Origin of the sequence: Acinetobacter sp. NBRC 110496 (assembly GCF_000876115.1) — a bacterium.
Taxonomy (GTDB): Bacteria; Pseudomonadota; Gammaproteobacteria; order Pseudomonadales; family Moraxellaceae; genus Acinetobacter.
This window is the reverse complement of record NZ_BBTF01000010.1, coordinates 62,283-84,782: the sequence shown is the minus strand read 5'-3', so window position 1 is coordinate 84,782 and position 22,500 is coordinate 62,283. Positions and strand designations below refer to the sequence as shown.

27 protein-coding genes are annotated in these 22,500 nt (G+C 42.2%); 16 read left to right on the top strand and 11 right to left on the bottom strand.

The features are described from left to right. Nucleotides 1-16: 16 nt before the first annotated feature. From Aba26S_RS07490 to Aba26S_RS07450, 9 genes are all read right to left on the bottom strand, one after another. Nucleotides 17-946 (bottom strand): lipase secretion chaperone, encoded by a 930-nt coding sequence (locus Aba26S_RS07490; RefSeq protein ID WP_043971099.1) that lies wholly within the window; start codon nt 944-946, stop codon nt 17-19. A gap of 11 nt (nt 947-957) precedes the next feature. Then, the gene (locus tag Aba26S_RS07485; protein WP_043971097.1) at nt 958-2,304 is read right to left on the bottom strand and encodes a sphingomyelin phosphodiesterase; all 1,347 of its coding nucleotides are present in this window, start codon (nt 2,302-2,304) and stop codon (nt 958-960) included. A gap of 358 nt (nt 2,305-2,662) precedes the next feature. Beyond that, nucleotides 2,663-3,082 (bottom strand): roadblock/LC7 domain-containing protein, encoded by a 420-nt coding sequence (locus tag Aba26S_RS07480; protein WP_005244383.1) that lies wholly within the window; start codon nt 3,080-3,082, stop codon nt 2,663-2,665. 22 nt (nt 3,083-3,104) lie between these two features. Next, entirely contained in the window at nt 3,105-3,647 is a 543-nt protein-coding gene (locus tag Aba26S_RS07475) for an ATP/GTP-binding protein (protein ID WP_005244382.1), read from the bottom strand. 8 nt (nt 3,648-3,655) lie between these two features. After that, the gene (locus Aba26S_RS07470) at nt 3,656-4,624 is read right to left on the bottom strand and encodes a hypothetical protein (protein WP_005244381.1); all 969 of its coding nucleotides are present in this window, start codon (nt 4,622-4,624) and stop codon (nt 3,656-3,658) included. A gap of 164 nt (nt 4,625-4,788) precedes the next feature. Then, entirely contained in the window at nt 4,789-5,148 is a 360-nt protein-coding gene (locus tag Aba26S_RS07465) for a hypothetical protein (RefSeq protein WP_005244375.1), read from the bottom strand. A gap of 385 nt (nt 5,149-5,533) precedes the next feature. Next, nucleotides 5,534-6,196, bottom strand: a complete 663-nt coding sequence (locus Aba26S_RS07460; protein ID WP_043971095.1) for a hypothetical protein — start codon at nt 6,194-6,196, stop codon at nt 5,534-5,536. Nucleotides 6,197-6,211: 15 nt separating this feature from the next. Then, a complete protein-coding gene (locus Aba26S_RS07455) occupies nt 6,212-6,637 on the bottom strand; it encodes a ClpXP protease specificity-enhancing factor (RefSeq protein ID WP_043971093.1) in 426 nt (141 codons plus the stop codon). A gap of 14 nt (nt 6,638-6,651) precedes the next feature. Further along, a complete protein-coding gene (locus Aba26S_RS07450) occupies nt 6,652-7,311 on the bottom strand; it encodes a glutathione S-transferase N-terminal domain-containing protein (protein WP_043971091.1) in 660 nt (219 codons plus the stop codon). 127 nt (nt 7,312-7,438) lie between these two features. Between Aba26S_RS07450 and Aba26S_RS07445 the strand changes: the two genes are divergently transcribed. After that, on the top strand, nt 7,439-7,834 hold the full coding sequence (locus Aba26S_RS07445) for a hypothetical protein (RefSeq protein WP_005244362.1): 396 nt from the start codon (nt 7,439-7,441) through the stop codon (nt 7,832-7,834). A gap of 67 nt (nt 7,835-7,901) precedes the next feature. Here the strand turns inward: Aba26S_RS07445 and rpsI are convergent, their stop codons facing one another. Together rpsI and rplM are read right to left on the bottom strand one after the other, a co-directional pair. Then, nucleotides 7,902-8,288, bottom strand: a complete 387-nt coding sequence (rpsI, locus tag Aba26S_RS07440) for a 30S ribosomal protein S9 (RefSeq protein WP_004640839.1) — start codon at nt 8,286-8,288, stop codon at nt 7,902-7,904. A 12-nt stretch (nt 8,289-8,300) separates the two neighbouring features. Further along, on the bottom strand, nt 8,301-8,729 hold the full coding sequence (rplM, locus tag Aba26S_RS07435) for a 50S ribosomal protein L13 (protein ID WP_005244360.1): 429 nt from the start codon (nt 8,727-8,729) through the stop codon (nt 8,301-8,303). Nucleotides 8,730-8,996: 267 nt separating this feature from the next. On the opposite strand from rplM, the gene Aba26S_RS07430 reads away from it, so the two are divergent. From Aba26S_RS07430 to bamB, 15 genes are all read left to right on the top strand, one after another. Beyond that, entirely contained in the window at nt 8,997-9,629 is a 633-nt protein-coding gene (locus tag Aba26S_RS07430) for a hypothetical protein (RefSeq protein ID WP_043971088.1), read from the top strand. A gap of 77 nt (nt 9,630-9,706) precedes the next feature. After that, the gene (gene pdxA, locus Aba26S_RS07425) at nt 9,707-10,675 is read left to right on the top strand and encodes a 4-hydroxythreonine-4-phosphate dehydrogenase PdxA (RefSeq protein WP_005244356.1); all 969 of its coding nucleotides are present in this window, start codon (nt 9,707-9,709) and stop codon (nt 10,673-10,675) included. A 31-nt stretch (nt 10,676-10,706) separates the two neighbouring features. Further along, the gene (rsmA, locus tag Aba26S_RS07420) at nt 10,707-11,519 is read left to right on the top strand and encodes a 16S rRNA (adenine(1518)-N(6)/adenine(1519)-N(6))-dimethyltransferase RsmA (protein WP_005244355.1); all 813 of its coding nucleotides are present in this window, start codon (nt 10,707-10,709) and stop codon (nt 11,517-11,519) included. Further along, nucleotides 11,519-12,358, top strand: coding sequence for a symmetrical bis(5'-nucleosyl)-tetraphosphatase (locus Aba26S_RS07415; protein ID WP_043971086.1), 840 nt, complete (start codon nt 11,519-11,521; stop codon nt 12,356-12,358). Before rsmA ends, Aba26S_RS07415 begins: the two co-directional genes overlap by 1 nt. Nucleotides 12,359-12,514: 156 nt before the next feature. Further along, complete coding sequence (locus Aba26S_RS07410) at nt 12,515-13,786, top strand: glycosyltransferase family 1 protein (RefSeq protein ID WP_005244342.1); 1,272 nt, start codon at nt 12,515-12,517, stop codon at nt 13,784-13,786. 39 nt (nt 13,787-13,825) lie between these two features. After that, nucleotides 13,826-14,377, top strand: a complete 552-nt coding sequence (locus Aba26S_RS07405; RefSeq protein WP_005244340.1) for a phosphatase PAP2 family protein — start codon at nt 13,826-13,828, stop codon at nt 14,375-14,377. 95 nt (nt 14,378-14,472) lie between these two features. Further along, on the top strand, nt 14,473-14,673 hold the full coding sequence (gene iscX / locus Aba26S_RS07400) for a Fe-S cluster assembly protein IscX (protein ID WP_004652532.1): 201 nt from the start codon (nt 14,473-14,475) through the stop codon (nt 14,671-14,673). 108 nt (nt 14,674-14,781) lie between these two features. Next, a complete protein-coding gene (ndk, locus tag Aba26S_RS07395) occupies nt 14,782-15,213 on the top strand; it encodes a nucleoside-diphosphate kinase (protein WP_004652531.1) in 432 nt (143 codons plus the stop codon). Between the two features lie 121 nt (nt 15,214-15,334). Then, nucleotides 15,335-16,570: a 23S rRNA (adenine(2503)-C(2))-methyltransferase RlmN gene (gene rlmN / locus Aba26S_RS07390; protein ID WP_043971084.1), complete on the top strand. Its 1,236-nt coding sequence runs from the start codon at nt 15,335-15,337 to the stop codon at nt 16,568-16,570. 16 nt (nt 16,571-16,586) lie between these two features. Beyond that, nucleotides 16,587-17,393, top strand: coding sequence for a type IV pilus biogenesis/stability protein PilW (pilW, locus tag Aba26S_RS07385; protein WP_005244329.1), 807 nt, complete (start codon nt 16,587-16,589; stop codon nt 17,391-17,393). After that, complete coding sequence (locus Aba26S_RS07380) at nt 17,384-18,178, top strand: helix-turn-helix domain-containing protein (RefSeq protein ID WP_005244327.1); 795 nt, start codon at nt 17,384-17,386, stop codon at nt 18,176-18,178. The genes pilW and Aba26S_RS07380 overlap by 10 nt, the downstream gene beginning before the upstream one ends. A gap of 22 nt (nt 18,179-18,200) precedes the next feature. Next, a complete protein-coding gene (gene ispG, locus Aba26S_RS07375; protein WP_005244326.1) occupies nt 18,201-19,316 on the top strand; it encodes a flavodoxin-dependent (E)-4-hydroxy-3-methylbut-2-enyl-diphosphate synthase in 1,116 nt (371 codons plus the stop codon). After that, nucleotides 19,313-20,605 carry a histidine--tRNA ligase gene (hisS, locus tag Aba26S_RS07370; protein WP_005244323.1) on the top strand — a complete coding sequence of 431 codons (1,293 nt, stop codon included), beginning with the start codon at nt 19,313-19,315 and terminating at the stop codon, nt 20,603-20,605. Before ispG ends, hisS begins: the two co-directional genes overlap by 4 nt. 29 nt (nt 20,606-20,634) lie before the next feature. Continuing rightward, nucleotides 20,635-21,333 (top strand): tetratricopeptide repeat protein, encoded by a 699-nt coding sequence (locus tag Aba26S_RS07365; RefSeq protein WP_043971081.1) that lies wholly within the window; start codon nt 20,635-20,637, stop codon nt 21,331-21,333. Further along, the gene (gene bamB / locus Aba26S_RS07360; RefSeq protein WP_043971079.1) at nt 21,333-22,475 is read left to right on the top strand and encodes an outer membrane protein assembly factor BamB; all 1,143 of its coding nucleotides are present in this window, start codon (nt 21,333-21,335) and stop codon (nt 22,473-22,475) included. Before Aba26S_RS07365 ends, bamB begins: the two co-directional genes overlap by 1 nt. Nucleotides 22,476-22,500 lie beyond the last annotated feature (25 nt).

The following is a 22,500-nucleotide window of genomic DNA, read 5'->3' as shown; positions in this document are numbered from 1 at the left end:
TGATGGTTCATTTATTTTAGGGAAACATCTTTAAACGCAGGTTTTCTAAACGACTTTGATATTGCTTTTGCCATTCTTCGTTTGGCAGTTGAGTTTTTAACGGCTCCATGTCTTGTTGTAACTGCTGCACGGCTTGTTGATATTGATCAACTTGCTGCTGTTGCTGGGTTTCACGGTGCTCGCGCTGTTGAACCTGTTGACGTTCCTGCTCAGTCAAATACTGTTGCTGCAATTTTTGCTTTAAACGTTCAGTTTCAGCTGGGCTATGGTGCCCTTGGCTAATTAAATCAACGGCTTGTTGATAAAGTCCCATTTTATTTTGCTGCTGACTTGCGTCAGGATATTGACGCTGTAGCTCTTTAAATGCTGTTAAACGTTGTTCAGCACTAAGTTTTTGATTTTGCACCAAGTCATTATAAGCAAAGCGATAATCCGCATAATTGCGCTCTTGCCCAAAACCGAGCATGGCTTCGGCTTGTCCCAAAGTTTGTTCTCTGAGCTTCCACAGCGCATCAAAACGTTGTTTCGGTGATAAAGCGGTGGATAATACCGTGCTTTGCATCTGCTTTTCATATTGTGGCATGCGTTTCAGCAAGTTTTCCACTAAGTGTGCAAACTGTTGATCGGGATAGTTGGCAAGCGCTTTTGCGAGTGCTGCATGACAATCTGAGACAGGGCAGTTGGCTTTAAAGTTATTGAGAAACTCGGTGATATTCCCAGGTTGCTGCTGTAAGGTTTTGAGTTGCTGCAAAAGTGAATCCTGCAACAGTTCGTCCTTGCTTTTATTGGGCATGCTGGCATTGCTCATCTGTGGAGACGAATCTTGAGATGCTGAGGTGGATTTGGTGTGCTGGATTGCAGCGGAAGAGGCAGTGCTCTTCCAGACTACAATCCCAACCAAGACCACGACAACAATTAGAATTGTCAGCAATAGTCTTTTATTCATACCATATTCCGTTAAGGGTTGTAATTAAACTGCCCCATTACAGGGAAATGATCAGAAAGATCCCAGATCATATACAGTGGATCAGCCGTAGTACGCAGGATGCGCACATCGTTACGTGACTGAACGGGCTGACGGTGGTTATTGGATGCCACGATATAATCCAGATATTCAACGGTTGAACCGCCTGAACCTGCTGCACCAGCTAATTTATTCACACGAGGGTCAAAGGTTGATGCGGTATACCCCGTATTGCTTGATGCCGCAGTCGCATTCAAGTTGCTCAGCATATTTTGATAGTCTTGTGGCCAGAGTAACTTGTTCACATTAAAATCTCCCCCCATCAACACTGCATCGAAAGCTGGAATATTTTGTTGGTCTACTAGTTGACGAATTTGCTTGAACTGAGTCTGGCGCAGTGCACGCGCTGCATCGGTATCAAAAGAAGCGGTATGTGTTGACGTGACATGATAAGCCTTACCATTTTTAATGATTTCAGCATACAACACGCCTTTATCGGCAAAGCAATCGGTTCCTGTACAGTCTGGATAAATAAATTGGGCGGTTTTGACGATTGGATAACGACTTACGATGACCAAACCGCTATCAAATAGGTTATAGCCAGAACCGACAGGGATATGTGTCTGATAGGGATATTGTTGTGCCAGTTGATTCAACATACCTGTACGCGAAGAAGCGAACGCTTCTTGCATCATAATGACATCATAGCCATTCAAGTGGTTGGGTAATTCGGCTAAACGTTCACTGATTTTACTCGCCACCATCGGCAAGGCATAAATATTATAGGTTAGGACTTTTAATTCATTGGCACTGGCTGAAATAGGTTCCTGAATCGTGTTCTGGTGAATCGTGTAGTGGAAATCATCATAACCACCTGTGTATTCAGCTTTTACTGCTGCCTGAGCGGATAAACCGCCATAGGTTGTATTGATGCGATGTACATCACGATCTGAATACCACGGGGAAGTTGTGTTTGCTGTTTGAATACCGTGTTGAATATTACTACCTGACCATGTTCCAGTCATGGTTTGTTTGAAGGTCACTTGTGAGTTGGCACTGGTCACTACGGTATCAAAGTTATAGGTTTTACCTGATTTGATCCCTGTATAACGATTGATACGTAATACACGTTTGGTTTCATAGGGTGCAATCTGTGTCGCTTCCTGAGCCCATTCATTGCCTTGCTGCAATTGTGCCCCAGTTTGGTTGACTTGTACGGATACTGTTTGTGGTGTGGTATTGGTTACAAATACATAGGAATCTGCCAAACATTGTTGGGTGGCAAAACCGCTGAGTAATAGTGCAGTTCCTGTGCCGAGTTTTAAGCTCTTCAGCCTCATCTTTTCTCTCCATAGTGCTTAATAATAGTTGAACAAACACAATCCCGTTTTATTGAAATTATTCATTTATGAAAATTTTGTGATTGTTATTTGTTCGAAAATTATAATAATGAAAAAGTATTTCTAAATCATTTAAATTTCTAACCATTCATCTGATCTTTTTAAAAAACAATATTTTATTGCGAATTATTGAATGATATTGGATTTTTCAAACAGATTGGGATGGTTATTTAGTGAAATGTAGTAAAAGAGATGGTTCAAAAATGAAAATAGAAAAGTAATGTATTCAGTATAAAGATGATTAATGACGAAAATCTGACAAGTGTTGCACTGTGTCAGATTTGATTGTGTCTGGAAATTAGACTTGGTCAGCGTCGACGATTGCTGTACTGGCTTGCTTCAAGCTATAAAGCAGTTGGCCGAGTAGAACGTCCTTATTACTTAAGGTCACCATTACCATTGGATGATGGGGAGCCGGAATTGAGGTTAAAATAGCCTTGCCATTCTCGGCATCCAGCGTAATGCTTTGACACCCAGTCAACTGGATTTCATTAAGGAAAGCGCTCACCATGGCCAAGATTGAACTACTGACTGCAGCCAATTTAGTACTGTTATAGGGATTTTTCTTATAAATTGCAGCGAGCTCAAAGCCATCTGTCGAGCAGAGCATAATATAATCGATCCCTCGAATATTCATAAGAACATCATTGGCTTGAGCTTTTGCAAACTGGATCAGCTCTTTGGGAGCAGTACGTTGCTGACTAGGAATACTGAACATAAATCTTCTCTTTATAAAGTGATTAATTTGTTGCTTTTAAATTAACTTCTAGTGCTGCGATAAGAGATTCAATCATCAGCAAAATATGTTCTTGCTTACGTGCATCGATAAAAAATAAAGGATAGTGGTAGTCATTCTGGATTAACCAGTCTCGGTAAATCGTTGTTGGTTGTCCTTTATTTTCATCGACATGGGTAATACCGATCGAAATATTTTGCGTATAGTCTTTAAAGGTGTCGAGATAGCTTTCAAGCTCTTCAATAGGCACTTTACTGTTATGATCGACAAGTAAAATCACGCCCAAAGCACCTTGGCAAATCACTGGCCAGATAAAGTCAAAACGTGATTGACCTGGGGTACCATACAGCCCGATTTTTACGCCGTCATCTAAGGTAATTTCCCCATAATCAATACCAACCGTAGTTTGCATCTTATTATGAGCCTGACTGTCTGTATTCAATGCTTCGGTCGCAAGCACGGGAATTTCTGAAAGCGATTTAATCGCTTCGGTTTTTCCGGCGCCCATGCTTCCTGCAAAGACGATTTTATATTGTTGGAGAATCATAGTATTCCTTAAAGCCCAAAGCGGCGTCTGATTTTGCCGAAAAATTTATTTAAAAAACCTTGTTGTTCAGAAGTTTGTTCAGCAACTTCTGCTTTTAAGTAATGACTTTCTGATGCTGAAATAATGCCACCATTGTTGGAGATCATACAGGCAGCGATAAATTGTTGAACCGTTTGAATAGGAAGTTTTAATTGTGTGGCGACTTGATAAAGTTGGGCTCCTTGTATAAAGCAGGCTGAGAGCAATAGGGTGGTTTTGCGGTCTTGGCTTTGCGCAGGCTGTGGCCAATATTCAATTTTATAATAGTCATTTTCATTCGGCGCCAACCGCTGGAATTCAAGAGAATGCCAGAACAGATTCCAGAGCCAATCTTGCAGGTTATACTCAACTTTTCGAGAGACTTTGGTAAAGTTGGATGTCGTCGCAAATTCGTACTTAAAACTATGGTTGGTCTGAGTCTGGATGCGTGTTGGCTCCAGCCAGGCAATCTGGCTACGCGTATCAATAATCGCCAAGGTGCCATGATCATCAAATAGATGGAGTCGGGCATTCTCTGGATTTAACATATCACTTAAATACTTTTCATTAATGGCATTATGTGTGGAAACAGTCGCTGTTTTAGGTTGTTGTGATTGTTGATGAGATAGATAACTCAGTAAGCGCAGCTGAATCCAGTTTTTTAATGCATCCGTATGCTGAAAAGGTAAGTAAAGCGTATTGTGTTCTTCAATATGATGTGAACCTTCTCCTTTTGAAACCTTTAAGCAGGGAAGTTTTTTTTGTTCTAAAATACGTTGAATACCTTCGGTATCAAAAAAATTTTCATTTATTAATAATAAGTCGATATTGGGATCGGCTATGTTGATCCAGTTAATGCCAAATTCATTCGGTATTGTTTTTCTAAGTTCTATTTTTAATTCATCTGAAACTTTTAAACTTATACCTGAAATTGCGATATTAATGCAATGTCCATTCATAGTATCACTTTAATGTTTTATAAAATATTGGACTGCACAAAATTAGTCTTAATGCTAAAGACTAATAATAGACCACTTGTATTATTTCTATTTTCTTATTATGTATAAGTTAAATAGAAATATATACAAGAGATCTAATATATTAAATATATTGAACTTGCAAATTAAGCAAAGTCGAGTTCTTTCTCAAAAGTTTTAAGTTCGTGACGAGCCATCGCTAGGTTAGACTTAGTGCGATCTAATACGAGATAAAGGAACAAATTGCCATTGCTTTCTAATGGACGGATTAAATGGTATGCCTTGCCGAGTGTAATTAAGATATCCTCGATATCATCATTAAGTTTCAATGAGTTAGCTACACGACGTTTTGCGCGAATAACTTCAGTATTACCTGCTGCTGCCAGTTCTAAATCAAGTGCCCCACCACCTTGAGTTGCTAGCGCCAAACCACTTTCTGTATCGACTAATGCTGCTGCAACGAACCCATCAATATTTGTTAAGCTTTCTAATGAAATTTTAGCCATGATCTTATCTCTACTAATACATCTTTGTTTATGAATTTATATATAGGCCACTTTTGTTTTTTGATTGGTTTTCAAAAGTAGTTAATCTCATTATAGGAAACTCTTTTATTAAATCAATAATACTTTAAAATAATTGAAATCACAGGAGTGCTAGTAATTGACAATTTTTGTCAAATAAACAAATTAAAATATTGATTGAGGATTGGAATTGGTTTTTATTGTGATTTTATTCACATTAATATTGGGGTTTAATATTATTTTTTCATTGTAAATAAATGTAAATTTAACGCTTAAATTAATTAAAATAATATTTTAATTAAAATTAAATTTAAAATAAGTCCATGATAAAGAAAGTAATTAAAAAAACTCTATCATGGATGGTAAATTAAGCTGAAATTAATTGGCAATATGAGCAATACAAAAAAATCAGAATGACCAATGCGATCACAGGTGAAACGATGTAGGCCCATGTCGGAATGGCAGGCATTTCTATTTCAGCTGTTGGTTCATGATCTGTCGTTGTGGGCTGAGCTTGATGCACCATTTGATTAAATTCCTGCATGGTTGCTTCAAGAGAGACTTCTTGCTGTACGACCGGTTTTGAGCCGAGCAATTCTGTGAGTTGGTTGGTTGACCATACCCAGTCTTCAGCTTGTCCTGATAAATGTTCAATTTGACCCAGTAACAGTTCGGTTAATCCTGTTTGCCCGAAGCTCCCAGTTGCATCGAGCTGTTTTAATTCAGCTAATTGTAGCGTGAGAACATCAGAAATACTGCTTTCAAGTTCAGTTGCTTTAAGCGTTGATTGGTTATGGGCTGAGGTGGTCAGATGGCGAGACACTTCTTGAATATAAAGCGGATCAGCAGTTTGAACTTCCTGATAGAGTTTCTGTGGATTTTGTTTCCACAAACTGATCAGCTGGCCCAATGCTAATACGTTCACTTCGTCAATATAGGCATGTTTTTCTTTAGGAGAATATTGACTAAAAAGTTGCGGTTTTTGAATTTTAATTTGTTCAGCAAAATACTGAACTAAGTCAAATGCCATCGTGTCTATCCTCGCTTAATCTAGAATTCTTAGTGAAGGTTTCTTTTTGGTTGGTTCAGTTTCTTGCTTGGCTTCTTCGGCTGGCGCTACAGCTGTATCTGTAAGTGCTTCATATTCTGAAGGATCAAAAAATAAACCTTGACCATTTTCTCTGGCATATATGCCGAGTACCGCACGAATCGGGACATAAATTTCTTTTGCGACACCGCCAAAACGAGCAGAGAAGGTAATCGCTTCATTGCTCATATGGAGTTGATGGATGGCGTGTGGTGCAAGGTTTAAGACAATCTGACCATCTTTTACAAATTGCAAAGGCACATCGGTGTGTGGTTGGGTTGCATCAACTAATAAATAGGGCGTCAGTTGGTTATCGCAAATCCATTCATAAATGGCGCGAGCAAGATAGGGACGTGTCGGCGTAAAAGTTATTTGCTCAGACATAATTGAAAAACTTATTAAATCGTAGAAATCAATTCATTGTAGCTGTTTTTTTCTTGAGCTGTCATTGATTTAATGAACGATGGTCGGCTAAAGATACGATGACAATACAAGAATATAGGTCGACAGTGCTGTGCTGGCAATTCAACTCCCATACTTTTCAGCCGAAGGAAGATCGGGGCCAGCATACAATCGAGAATGGAAAATGTTTCTGACATGAAAAATGGGAAATGCTGAAATAGCGGAGTCAGTGAAATTAAGGTATCTCTCAACTCTTTCTGTGCGTTTTGCTGCTGTTTTTGATCTAATGTATCTGCATGTCTAAGCATCTGATCCGCCAGCTTGAACCAGTCTTGTTCAAAACGCCAGATATATTGACGCTGCTCTGCACGAGCCATGGGCGCATCGGCGTAGAGCTTATTTTGACGATAGCGATCATCTAGATATTCGGCAATCACATTGGCCGAAAACAGTTTTAGATTTTGTTCGATCAACATGGGAAGTTGATTATAGGGATTGAGGTCCGCTAAATCCTCATCTTCGTGGTCGGTGATAATGAGCTGATATTTGATTTGTTTTTCAGCCAGTAAAAAACGAATCCAGTGTGAACGGAAATCATCTGCATGACTATAAAGCGTAATGCCTTGAACAGGGCTTGGGGGATTTTCTAGAGACATAAGTCCAAAAAATTATGGTTGACTGTTTAGAATACTAAAATTAACGTTGGAAATCACTTAAAGCTGAATAATATGATTGTTACGGAATAGATTTATGATTCAATAAGTTTAAAGAGAGAACAAGGGAATGAAAGGATATTACTTGGCCGCACTTTGTACTGGGTTATTACTGGGTGGCTGTGTAAGCGCGCAGACTGTCTCCAAGCAGGTGCATCGTGCTACATCGGCGGAGAGCCGAGCCGCTACGGATGTTGCGATTGCTGTGGCAGCTGATCAAGATGACTCGCAGTATGGGGGTATCAAAAAACAGTATCTGGTCAAAGCTTGTAAAGTGACGATTTATAACGATGGGCCAATTCGAATGGTCAATGAAAAAACGGGGCAGCCGTGTAATGCGCCAATTCCTGAAGATCATCAATTTTCGAAAACTACCAGAACCTATCAAGAAAATGGCTGTATGATCACGGAATTTGCTGCTGCCGATGGTGTAGGGGATGCAATGATGGATTGTTCTCAAAAGTAATAATTAAAACTAGGCAATAAAAAAACCCCGGATAAAATCCGAGGTTTTTGTCCAACTCGTAAAACGATTAACGTTTAGAGAATTGAGGACGTTTACGTGCTTTACGTAAACCAAGTTTCTTACGTTCAACTTCACGAGCATCACGAGTAACGAAACCAGCTTGACGAAGAGCAGGTTTTAAAGTTTCGTCAGCAGCGATCAATGCACGAGTAATACCGTGACGGATAGCGCCTGCTTGACCACCAATACCACCACCTTTAACAGTGATGTAAAGGTCAAATTTTTCAGTAACTTCTAAAAGCTCTAAAGGCTGACGCACAACCATACGAGCAGTTTCACGACCGAAATATTGCTCAAGCGTACGGTTGTTAATTACGAGTTTACCTGTACCAGCTGATAAGAAAACACGTGCAGTTGCGGTCTTACGGCGACCTGTACCATAATTAGTAGCCATGTGCTGTATCCCTTAGATGTCCAAAACTTGTGGCTGTTGAGCAGTATGAGGATGCTCAGTACCAGCGTACACTTTCATTTTTTTGATCATTGCATAACCAAGAGGACCTTTTGGCAACATACCTTTAACAGCTTTTTCTAAAACTGCTTCAGGTTTGTGAGCAATTAACTTCTCGAAGTTAGTCTCACGGATACCACCAGGGAAACCAGTATGGCGATAATATTTCTTATCAAGTGATTTTTTACCAGTCACTTGAACGTGTTCAGCATTGATAACAACGATGTAGTCGCCAGTGTCAACGTGAGGAGTATAAGAAGTTTTGTGCTTACCGCGTAAACGACGAGCGATTTCAGTCGCAAGGCGACCTAAAGTTTTGCCAGAAGCATCAACAACATACCAGTCATGTTGAACTTCAGCTGGCTTAGCGCTGAGAGTTTTCATTTAAACCACTACCTATTATAGTTGGTTTGGACGGTGAAATCTGTCCAAACAAAAGGAGACCGAATTCTACATGAGTTTATAAAAGTGCACAAGGAAAATTCGCCTGAGACGCCAGAATTTGCTGCAATGTGACCGAATTGGGAACTAACACACGCGGAATTGAAGAGAACATTTTGGGTGTTGTGAGCGGAGTGGATTTCCCCTATGATTTTTATACCAAACATTTGAAATAAATAGAAGTATTTACCTATTCTCTTGGGGAATTTGATGCAGTTGTCGTTTTCTACAAAAATTGTTGTAGTCACATTATTGATCGGCGTTTGTTCAGCACAAACCAATGCACGACGACTCTATAAATGGGTAGATCAGACCAGTGTAACGAACTACTCCGAGTTTCAGCCCAAAGAGGGAACCAGTCGTAAACTGGAGGTACTGGAAAGTCGGGGCAACGATCATATTGACCCTGCAATGGCGGTGACGGCCGAAATGAAAGCGATTGAAATTCCGGTTGATCAAATGAATCTGCAAGGACAAAGCACTACTGCAACCACTCATACGGTTCCACAGCCCACAACACAAACCGTGGTCAAGCAAGGCTCAATTGCAGCACCGTATGCGCGTCCTGCAGGTACTGTGGTTGCGACAGCGGTAGTGGAGAAAAAAGAGGCAGCACAGCCGACGGCAGTTGCCGAAAAGAAAGAGCTTGTGAGTAATCCTCTGCTTGATAAAGCTGCGAGTTCTGTGGTGGTTAACGAGAAAAAGGACGATGTCGCAAGCATACCGCCAGAGAAAAAAGTACAACCTAAAATTAATCCATGGACACGCAAGGTTGAGTTTGTACCTTCGAATCTAGTGCCACAAAACTTACCCAAAGCAACAGTCAATCCTGAAGGGAAATAATTTATAAAAACGCAGGGCTGTAGCTGCTTTTAGATTTTGGTTACACTAAGACTTAAATCAAAACATGGGCGTTATCGATGCTTCCTTTATATGTGACTTCAGGTGAACCTGCGGGCATTGGTCCAGATATCTGTCTGAGTCTGGCCGAGCGTGTTGATGAACGACCATTGGTTATTCTGGCCGATTTGCAGATGTTGCAACAACGTGCCAATCAGTTAGGGATTGATGTTGAACTGATTCCATATCAGGGGCAGACACAATCCAGCCGAAAAGGGCAACTGTTTGTAGAACATGTCGCTTTAACCAGACCTGTTGTTTTAGGGCAGCTAGATTCAGCCAATGCTACTTATGTATTGGAACAGTTACGTCGCTCAGCAGACTATGCCATGTCAGGCCAGAGTGTGGGGGTGGCTACTGCACCCGTGCAAAAGTCAATTATCAATGATGCAGGCATCGCTTTTAGTGGACATACCGAGTATTACCAAGAGTTTGCAGGTGTGGATCGTGTGGTGATGATGTTGGCGACCAAAACATTGCGTGTTGCCTTGGCAACGACCCACTTACCGTTACGGGATGTACCTGATGCGATTACCAAAGCGCGTCTGCATCAAGTGATTGATATTCTGATTCACGACTTAAAAACCAAATTTAAAATCGCTCAGCCACGTATTTTAGTCTGTGGTTTAAATCCTCATGCAGGTGAGGATGGCTATTTAGGCCATGAAGAAATTGAAGTGATCAATCCTGTATTGGAAACGTATCGTACACAGGGGCTGCATATGAGTCTCAGCCTACCTGCGGATACCTTATTTACCCCAGAAAATCTAAAAGATGCGGATGCTGTTTTAGCGATGTATCACGATCAAGGTCTACCTGTGCTAAAATCACAAGGCTTTGGTGAAGCAGTAAACATTACATTAGGCTTGCCATTTATTCGAACCTCGGTCGATCATGGTACAGCACTTTCTCTTGCAGGCACTGGACAGGCAAAAGCATCAAGCTTGCATGTTGCAGTGGATTTAGCACTTGATTTAGCCCGTCAGTGATGGGCAAGAAATTATTCACGTTGGAATTATTATGTATCAAATTAATGCCCTAAACCCTAAAGATGAAGGGCATCAGGCTCGAAAACGTTTTGGTCAAAACTTTTTACATGATCAACGTGTGATTGCCAAAATTGTACGCTCAGTAAATCCTCGTGCGGGCGAAAACATTGTTGAAATCGGCCCAGGTTTGGCGGCCTTGACCTCACCTTTAATTGGCGAGTGTGATGCGTTGACCGTGGTTGAGCTAGACCGTGATCTGGCAGCGGGTTTACCGGGACGCGTGCCGCATCCTGAACGTTTAACCATTGTTGAAGCCGATGCTTTAAAATACGACTTCACTCAGTTGTTCCAAGAAGGTCGCCCACTGCGTGTGGTTGGAAATTTGCCTTATAATATTTCAACACCCTTGCTGTTCCATCTCTTGGAGTTTGGTGACAAAGTAAAAGACATGCATTTCATGTTGCAAAAAGAGGTGGTGGATCGCATTACGGCAACGCCAAATACCAAAGAATATGGCCGTTTATCGGTGATGATCCAGTATTACTGTAAGCCAACCTTCTTGTTTGAAGTGCCACCAGGTTCATTTAACCCGCCACCAAAAGTAACATCGGCGGTTTTCCGTTTAGAACCCTATGATGTTAAACCAATTGTGGCAAAGAATGAAAAAGCTTTAGCACGTTTAGTGGGTCATGTGTTTACCCAGCGTCGCAAGACTTTGCGCAATAGCTTAAAAGGGATGTTGGTGGAGGATGGCTTTGAAAAAGCAGGTGTTGATCCAATGGCGCGTCCAGAAACCTTAAGTTTGGCAGATTTTGTTGCACTCTCTGATCAGATGGTGGCTTGATGTCTAAACGCTATAACTACGTCATTGGTGATGTGCAAGGCTGTTTTGAAGCACTGAAAGCGTTGCTGAAAGAAATCCGTTTTGATCCAGACCAAGACTTTTTATGGTTTGCTGGTGACTTGGTTGCACGTGGCGAGAACTCGGTTGGTACATTGCGCTTTATTAAAAAGCTGGCTGATCGTGGCGCTGCAGCGACGGTGTTGGGGAACCATGATTTAACTCTGATTGCCTGTGCCCGTGGTTTTAAAAAGGCCAAAGACAAGGATCACACCCAAGAGGTGATTGATGCCATTGATGGGGATGAACTGATTGACTGGTTGCGCAAGCAACCGTTGAGTCTATCTCCGAATGCACACACCTTAATTACCCATGCGGGCGTGCCCTGTATCTGGAATGCCGAGCAAACGGTTGCGCTGGCGCGGGAAGTGCAACAGGTTGTTGCGCATGAAGACTTGTCAGTATTGGATGGTTTTCTTGCACAGATGTATGGCTCGCAGCCTGATCTATGGTCAGATGAACTTACAGGCATGCCGCGTTTACGTTGCATTACCAATTATCTGACCCGAATGCGTTTAACCGATGTAACTGGGCGTTTAGAGTTTGAGTTTAAAGATGCCTTAGATGCCCCGATGCCAGCAGGTTTTCAACCATGGTTTGAGTTTGAAAGTCAGGCAGCACAAAGCCATCAATTGATTTTCGGACATTGGGCGGCTTTACAAGGCAAGACTATTAGCGCTCAAATTCAAAATGTCGATGGGGGCTGTGTTTGGGGACAGCAATTGATGGCATTCCGTTTGGAAGATCAGCAGCTTTTTGCAGTAGATAATCCTTTGGCTTGATGCAGTATCAACTTCTTTTGAATGCCCACTTTCAGCTTGAAATTGGGCATTTTTTATTTTAAGGCTGTCAAAAAACTGTCATAGACTGATCATTAAAGTGTCAAAAAATATTTTTATGCTGAAAACATGAAAATAACGACACAAATGGATGGCGATATGCAGAGTACATACGCTACATCTCTATTCAAGCAAGAGTTTCCTGAAAATTTTAAATTCTACTTTAAAAGGAAACAACTCAAAAATAAACAAGATGAATTGTCTGAACTGCGTGATCTGGTTCGTCCTCGTCTCCGCATTGCCATTGTGACTGAAACTTGGCCACCAGAAATTAATGGTGTGGCTCTGTCGATGATGCAATTGTGCCAAGGGCTACAAAAGCTTGGACATAAAATTTTATTGGTACGCCCGATACAAAAAGAAGTGTGTACCGAATTTCATCCAGAACAGGAATGTCTGGTCATGTCTCAGCCGATTCCTAAATATCCAAGTATTCAGTTTGGCTGGCCACAATATCTCAAAGTTTCAAAAGCTTTTGAAAAGTTTGCGCCAGATGTGGTGCATATTGTAACTGAAGGCCCGTTAGGCTTAACCGCATTACAAGCCGCTAAGTCGAGAAAAATCGCAGTATCGAGTGGCTTCCATTCAGCCTTTCATGATTTCAGTCGCTTCTTTGATCTGGCTTTTTTAGTCAAACCAATCCAGCGCTATTTAACGTGGTTTCATAACAGCACCGATGTGACCTGTGTACCGAGTCAATATACCGAGCAAGCCTTGCGTGGTTTTGGTGTGACTTGCCCTTTGGTGGTGGTGGGTCGCGGTGTAGACACCGTAAAATTTTCACCTCAGCATCGCTCACAGCAACTTCGCCAACAGTGGGGTGCTGATGCAGAAACGCGAGTCATGCTTTATGTCGGGCGGTTATCTCCAGAAAAAGAAGTCGATGTGCTGATTAAAAGCTTCCACGCCTTGCAGGCCCGACAAGGCAGAAATATCAAATTTGTGATTGTGGGTGATGGGCCTGATCGAGTGCGGCTTGGAAAAATGGCGCAATCTGATGATGTGATCTTTATGGGCAGTTTAAGTGGGCAAGCGCTTTCGGCAGCCTACGCCAGTGCCGATGTATTTGCCTTTGCCAGCCAAGCCGATACCTTTGGTAATGTGGTTTTAGAGGCGATTGCCAGTGGCTTGGCTGTAGTGGCTTATGACTATGTCTGTGCCCATCAGCATGTCAAACATGATGTCACAGGATGGTTGAGTCCACTGGGGCATACAACAGATTTAATGCAGTCAATTTGTGATTTACCCGCGCTGCCGCAATTAAGAGCAATGGGTTTACTCGCAAGTGAAAGTGTCCAGCAGAGCAGTTGGCAGTTTCCAGTACAACAATTAGAACAAGCATTGTATCAAGTCGTGAGGAGTCTCCCATGACCACGACTTAAAGTATTCTCAATAAAGAGGAGAAAGAGTATGAATCTTCAAAATGCAAAAATAAAAATACTAGATTTGGATTTAAAAGGGTGTCTCTACCTGAATCATCTCTCTCAATCACAACGTGTCGCCTTGTTTTTTAAAACGATTAGTCGTTTGGGTGATGGGCCATTTTGGTATGCCATGTTGTTGTCAGTATGGGTAATGCAAGGCTGGGCGTATGGTCTACAGCTGTTATATCTGGTTGGGGCGGGTTCTATTGGTACCCTGATTTATAAATTTCTGAAAAATAAAACCACCCGTCCAAGACCCTATCAGGTGCATCAGGTCATTGTCTTGGGAGAACGTCCGCTAGACCACTTTAGCTTTCCCTCAGGCCATACTTTACATGCCGTGATGGTCACCATTACTTTGGGGTATATCCAACCCATGTTATTGATTTTAATGCTGCCATTTAGCATTTTGGTTGCATTGTCTCGCATGATATTAGGTCTGCACTATCCCAGTGATGTAATTGTGGGAGCCATGATTGGTGCATCGGTTGCCAGTGCGATCATTTTACTCGCACCGAGCTTTCATATGGCGTTATAAGTCTTTTAACAAGAATTTAGCAACAGAACACTATCTCTTAAATCAGGTGTTTTGTTAAAGTACGCTCAACGATACAAATTGATTTAGGTTGTTATATGGGCTTACGTTGGACGGATACGATTGATATTGCGATTGAGCTCACCGAAGCACATCCAGATGTAGATCCTCAATGGATTCGTTTTACTGATCTACATGCATGGGTATGTGCCTTGCCTGATTTTAGTGATGATCCGAATAAATCGACGGAAGGTTTGCTTGAAGCCATTCAAATGGCATGGTTAGATGAAGTTCGTTAAAAATTCGTCAGAAATCGCAGAACTTTTGCATATTCAAGCTGATTATTGGCGATGACATCGGTATAATGCGGCAAATTTTTTTAGTTTAGACCATAATAGGAGTCAATCATGGCGATTGAACGCACTTTATCTATCGTAAAACCAGATGCAGTTTCTAAAAACCACATCGGCGACATCTTTGCTCGTTTCGAAAAATCAGGTTTGAAAATTGTTGCAACTAAAATGAAACACCTTTCTCAAGCAGATGCTGAAGGTTTCTATGCAGAGCACAAAGAACGCGGTTTCTTTGCTGACCTCGTTGCATTCATGACTTCTGGTCCTGTGGTTGTTTCAGTTCTTGAAGGCGAAAACGCAGTTCTTGCTCATCGTGAAATCTTGGGCGCGACGAATCCTAAAGAAGCAGCTCCAGGTACAATTCGTGCGGACTTCGCTGTAAGCATCGACGAAAATGCTGCTCACGGTTCTGACTCAGTTGCTTCTGCTGAGCGTGAAATCGCTTACTTCTTTGCTGATAACGAGATTTGCCCACGCACTCGTTAATCCAAAGTATTCAAGCCAGATAAGTGGTATACTACTTATCTGGTTTTTTATTTCTTATAGATTGGGTTGTGCAAATTATGCACAGCATTTTCTAGCGCTGATATCGTTTAGGTAAATATACATGAGTTCTGCAGTGGTCGTTTCATCGGAAAATTTGGATGAAAAACAACAGTCTGTTTCTACACCTGTCGTTCATGCTGTCGAGCAAAAAGTAAATTTACTTGGCATGTCTCGAACTGAATTAGAAAAGTTCTTTGAAGGTTTGGGCGAAAAAAAGTTTCGTGCCAGTCAGGTGATGAAGTGGATTCATCAATATTTTGTGACTGATTTTGCCGAGATGAGTAATATCTCAGGAAAATTACGCGAAAAATTAGAAAAGATTTGTGAAATTAAAGCGCCAGAAGTGGTACACCGTAATTATTCCAAAGATGGAACACGTAAGTGGGTGTTCCGTGTGGGCGACGGTGAAGGTTCTCTGGTTGAAACTGTACTGATTCCGGCTGATGACAAGACTGGGGCACGTAAGACCTTGTGTATTTCATCGCAAGTGGGTTGTGCACTGGATTGTTCATTCTGTTCAACAGGAAAACAAGGTTTTCAGCGTGACCTAACACCAGCAGAAATTATTGGTCAGTTGTGGATGGCAAACTATTCCTATATGGAAGATGTGCCTGTGGCTGAACGCGAGCGTACAGTGACCAATGTGGTCATGATGGGGATGGGCGAACCGTTACTCAACTATGATGCTGTACTCAGTTCAATGCAATTGATGCTGGATGATTTTGCTTATGGCATGTCAAAACGCCGTGTGACGCTATCAACTTCAGGTGTTGTACCTAAAATTGATCAGCTGGCGCAGGACATTGATGTTGCTTTGGCGATTTCATTACATGCACCAAATGACGAACTTCGTAATGAACTTGTGCCAATCAATAAAAAATATCCATTACAACAATTAATCGCTGCTTGCCAACGCTATTTAGCCAAAGATGGCAATGAAAGTGCACGTCGTCATGTCACTATTGAATATGTAATGTTGGAAGGGGTCAATGACCAACCTGAGCATGCCCAACAACTTTTAAAATTGTTAAAAAACTTACCAAGTAAAATCAACCTGATTCCATTTAATCCATTCCCGCATGCCCCGTATGGTCGTTCAAGCCGTAACCGTATCATTGCCTTCCAAAAAACTTTGTCGGATGCCGGATTTGTGTGTACGATTCGTCAGACACGTGGTGATGATATTGATGCCGCATGTGGACAATTAGTAGGACAGGTTGCAGATCGTACTCGTCGTGCTGAACAATGGAAAAAGAAAGTGGCGCAACGACAAGAAATTTTGCGCACACAAGGATAATACTTGGGGAAAGGCGTTGAATACCACTCGAACAAAAACCATTACTGTGACGGCTGTTGTGTTTACTTTGTTTGGCTTAACAGCTTGTCAATCGCCTTCTACAGGATTAAAAAAAGATCCAGAAAAAGCAGTTCAAGTTCGAACACAGCTGGCTGCAGAATATATTCGTAGCCGTGATCTAGATTCGGCCAAACGTTCGCTTGATCAAGCGTTAAAAGTGGACTCTCGTGATGCCAATGCCAATATGATGATGGGCATCTTGCTGCAACAAGAAGGCAGTGCAAGCAATATGGAAAAAGCAGAGGCTTATTTTAAGCGTGCGATTTCCTCAGAACCTGATAATGCTCAAGCGCGTAATAATTACGGTACATATTTGTATCAGCAGCAACGCTATAATGAAGCGATTGAGCAATTTACCCGTGCGGGTGCAACGCTAGGCTATGATCAACGATTTCAGTCGTTGGAAAACCTAGGACGAATCTATTTAAAATTGGGCGATGTTGCGAATGCTGAAAAATCATTCAAACAAGCGCTACAAGCGAATCGAAACGCAACCATTTCAATGTTAGAGTTGGCGGAAATTTTCTATTTGCAACAAAATAATAGAGATGCGTCACAACTATACGAACAATATGTTCGTAATGTAGGGCAGAACAACCAAGGTGCTCGTGCGCTTTGGATTGGTCTACGCATTGCTCGAGCGAATGCGGATCAATTAGGAATGCAGGTACTGGTTAATCAACTACGTGCCCTATTTCCTGATAGTCCAGAATATCAACGTTATTTGCAATTACAGTACAGTACTGAGGCCGTATGGAAATAAATCCAAATTCACATCAGCCAACTGGCTCAACCTCGCCAGCGTCAACGTTAGGAAATATTCAACGACCTGGTGAGTATTTGCGTCAAATTCGTATTGCACAAAAGAAAGAAATTGAAGAGATTGCAAACGTATTGAATATGCCTGTCAAAACTTTGACAGCATTAGAGCAGGATGATTATAAATCCTTGCCGGAAGCGACGTTCATTAAAGGTTATTACCGTGCGTATGCAAAGCATTTAAATGCAGATGCCAGTGCGATCATTCAACGTTTTGATGAAATTTATGTGAATGATACTGGACTTAAAGCCAGCCATGCCCTGAATAATTCTCCAATTAAAATCATGGGGAAATTATCAGGTTCGAAAAGTGTGCGTAATCGTATCTGGTTAAAGCGTATTGCAATCGCGGTGGCTGTCGCTGTATTGGCGTGGTTAGCTGTAATGGCGGTTCAGAACTGGACATCAAGTCATAAAGATGATGAAGATGTGCCAAAGATTAAAAATTCGGATGTGCAGATTTTACCAATGGGAACTAGCACCACAGCAACATCTGGTGACCAACTGGTTCTGGACTTTAATCGACCAACCTCTGTGCATATCGTAGATGCAACAGGTAAAGTATTGGCAACAGGTCGTCAAGCATCAACATTGACTTTAAGTGGTGAATCACCATTTCAAATTCGTTTAGATGATGCGACCGCCGTAGCATTGACTTTAAATCAAGAGAAAATTTCCTTGTCTCCATATACGGTCAATGGAAAAGCAGAATTCCGTTTGTCTCGTTAATGCCAGAGAGTAGAGCTATACGATGATTGTGAACCCAATTAAACGCCGCCCAACACGTAAAATCCGTGTTGGTTCGGTGTATGTCGGTGGTGATGCCCCGATCAGTGTTCAAAGTATGACCAATACTGAAACTTGCGATGTCGAGGCAACTGTGGCGCAAATTCAGCGCTGTGCAGATGCTGGCGCAGATATCATGCGTGTTTCGGTACCGTCGATGGAAGCAGCAGAAGCGTTTGGAGAAATTCGTAAACGCGTTTCTGTGCCATTGGTGGCGGATATTCACTTTGATCATCGTATTGCTTTGGCTGTTGCGGATTATGGCGCAGACTGTCTGCGGATTAACCCAGGCAATATTGGCTCGGATCAAAAAGTACGTGAAGTGGTTGCAGCAGCAAAACATCACGGTATTTCGATTCGTATTGGGGTCAATGCGGGTTCTTTAGAAAAAGACTTACAGGTCAAATATGGTGAACCGACAGGGCAGGCTTTACTTGAGTCAGCAATGCGTCACATCGATATTCTGGATCGTTTGGACTTCCACGAGTTTAAAGTCAGCGTAAAAGCATCGAATGTGTTTTTAACCATGGATGCTTATCGCTTGCTGTCACAACAGATTGATAATCCATTGCATTTGGGTGTGACTGAAGCTGGGATTTACCGTACGGGTACAGTCAAATCGGCGATTGCACTGGGTGGATTGTTGATGGAAGGCATTGGCGATACCATGCGTATTTCGCTTGCGGCAGAGCCGGAAGATGAAATTAAAATCGGCTTTGATATTTTAAAATCATTAGGTTTACGCTCAAACGGGATTAACTTTATTGCTTGTCCGAGTTGTTCACGTCAAGAATTCAATGTAATTCAAGTGATGCAGGCATTGGAAGAGCGTTTAGAGGATATCCGTACGCCGATGGACTTGTCGGTGATCGGGTGTAAGGTGAATGGCCCAGGTGAAGCCAAAGAGGCGGATATCGGGATTGTCGGTGCATCACCGCGTTCACTGGTCTATCGTAATGGTGAAAAAAGTCATTTAATTGACACAAATCAGTTGGTTGATGAAATTGAAACAATGGTTCGTCAACGTGTTCAAGAGCTTGAAGAAGCAAAATCTAAAGAAATTATTCGTAGTTCATCATGAGTTCAATCGTCGCTATCAAAGGTTTTAATGACATCCTTCCAACGCAAACTGCGGCCTGGAGAAGTCTGGAACAACAACTTGCATCATTAATGGATGCGTATGGTTATCAACAGATCCGTTTGCCTATTGTTGAGCAAACCGGTTTATTTAAACGTGCAATTGGTGATGCGACCGATATCGTTGAAAAAGAAATGTATACCTTTTTCGACAAAGGTACGCCACCTGAATCACTCACCTTACGTCCTGAGGGGACGGCGGGTTGTGTACGTGCCATGTTAGAGCATAACCTGTTGCGTGGTGCGACACCGCGTGTCTGGTATCTCGGGCCAATGTTCCGCTATGAAAAGCCACAAAAAGGCCGCTATCGTCAGTTCCATCAATTTGGTGTTGAAACTTTTGGTGTGGCAACGCCTGATATTGATGCTGAACTCATTTTAATGACCGCGCGTTTATGGAAACGTATGGGTGTGGCAGCGAATGTTCGCTTAGAGCTCAATACTCTTGGTGAAACAGATGAGCGTGCAGAATATCGTGCGGCCTTGGTTGCGTTCTTAAACCAACACAAAGATGCCTTGGATGAAGATTCACAACGCCGTTTAACCACGAATCCTTTGCGTATTCTGGATTCGAAAATTGAATCAACGCAAAAGATTTTGGAAAATGCACCGAAGTTGCATGATTTTCTTAAAGAAGATTCAATCAACCACTTCCAGCAATTACAGCAATACCTCACTGATGCAGGTGTTGAGTTTGTGATTAACCAAAAGTTAGTGCGTGGCTTGGACTACTATAACAAGACCGTATTCGAATGGACCACCACCATGTTGGGTTCTCAAGGAACGGTGTGTGCGGGTGGTCGCTATGATGGCTTGGTTGGACAGCTTAAAGGTAAAGCCGATCAGTCTGTTCCAGCGGTTGGTTTTGCCATGGGAATGGAACGTTTGCTGTTGTTGGTTGAACAAGTTGCACAAGCCAAAGACGTACGTGATTGTGAAGTATTCTTGTTGGCTGAGCCAGCGTACCAAGCCAAAGCTTTGGTATTGGCAGAGCAGATGCGTGATCAGTTAGAGGCAGTAAATAGTCCAATTCGCCTGAAAACAGGTTCACAAGGCAGCATGAAAAGCCAGATGAAAAAGGCCGATCAATCTGGCGCAATCTATGCGGTGATCTTGGGTGAGCGCGAGTGGGAATCACAGCAGCTTCTCGTTAAAGAACTTGCGACAGCAGAACAGTCACAAGTTGCTTTAACTGAACTGGCGCCATTTTTTATCGAAAAATTTAAACAATAAATTGCACAAGTTAGGAAAAGGACAATCACATGAGTTTAAGTGATGAAGAACAACTCGACCAGTTCAAGTCGTTTGCCAAAAAATATGGTTCTGCAATCATTAGCGGAATTCTCATTGCCTTGATTGCCTTTTTCGGATGGGAATACTGGCAAAAGAAAAATCTTGCCGAATCCCAGAACCAGACTGCCAAGGTACAAAAGTTGATGGATGAAGCGAAGGCGGCATCGGGTCAGCCGAATGCCTTTGCGACGTTGTCAGAAACAGCAGATAAAATTGTCAAAGACGATGCAGACTCTGCTCAAGCGATTCAAACACAATTTATCATGGCGAAGCTTGCTTATGACAAGCAGGACTATGCGGCAGCTGAAAAAGCATTGAAGAAAGTTGAAGCTTCAAAAGTCAAGGATGCGGGCTTGCTGCAAATTGTTAAATTACGTTTAGCAGATTCGCAACTGGCACAAAGCAAATATGATGAAGCTTTGAAAACTCTATCTAGCGTGACAGATCCAGCATTCAAGGCAACTGCGGATGAACTTCGTGGTGATATTTTTGTTGCCAAAAAAGACAATGAATCTGCACGCAAAGCGTATCAAAGTGCATGGGATAACTTGCTCGAGCGCAAACAGGAACGTCAGCTTTTACAAATTAAACTCGAAAGTGTTGGCGTTTTAGTAGATGATCCTGAGTTTGAGCGCCCGATCTTAGATACCAAAGTGGATGAGTCTTAATGCAGAATAAACTAAAACTACCTTTGGCAATTGCCATTGCTTCAGCTTTACTCGTTGGTTGTTCAAGCAATAAAGTAAAAGAAGCAAAACCGAATCCATTGCCAAAAATCGTACAAGAACAAAGTTTAAACCTTGTGTTCTCACAAAGTGTTTCGTCGACCAATGCGGCAGAATCTTTGCGCTTGCAGCTAGATACTGACAATGGTGTGATTTTTGCGATTGATCCGGATGGTCAGATTTCTGCTTACAAAGGTAAACAGCGTCTTTGGAAAAGTAAAATCACCAAACAAGAACTCACTGCGGGTGTTGAAGCGGGTGAAGGGATTGTGGTCAGTGGCAATCGTAAAGGCCAGTTATTTGCTTTAGATCAAGCGACAGGCGAGCAAAAGTGGACAGCGAAATTGTCTGGTGCCATTTTGTCTCCATCTTTGATCCAGTCAGGTCGTGTGATTACTATTGCCAATGACGGGACTGTATTTGCACATGATGCGGTGACTGGACAACAGGTCTGGGCCTATAAGTTGCCAAATGTCCAATTTAGTTTACGTGGCCAACCTGCACCCGTTCGTCTAGATGAGCGTACGGTATTGATTGGTTCTGCAAATGCCTATATTTATGCCTTGGATATTATCAGTGGTGTGCCACGTTTCCAACGCCGTGTGGCAATCAGTGAAGGTCGTTCAGACATTCAGCGTTTAGTTGATGTCGTAGGTGATCCTGTTGTTGCAGGACAGTATTTAGTGACCACCAGCTTCCAAGGTCAAGTCACAGTGACTGATCTCACGACACAACGTGTGGTGTGGAGTGAAGATGCCAGCAGTACCAATAGTGCTGAAGTTGCGGATAACAAAGTTTTTGTTACGACGACGGATGGCAAGCTGAATGCCTATAGCCTGGCGACAGGTGAGCTGGTTTGGCAAAATGAAGAATTGCTGAATCGCAAGCTGAGTAATCCTGTAATGCTAGGGCAAAATCTTGTAGTGGGTGATTTGGATGGCGTATTGCATCTGATTAATCCTGCTTCAGGTAAGTTGATTGGCCGTGCCAAAACCAGCGGTGAAGTTCGCTCGCTGCGCGTAATTGACAATCAACTTTATGTTGCAACACGAAAAGGTGCATTAAGCATTTGGCAGAATCGTTAATTTTGTTCTAGCTTGTGGTAAAATG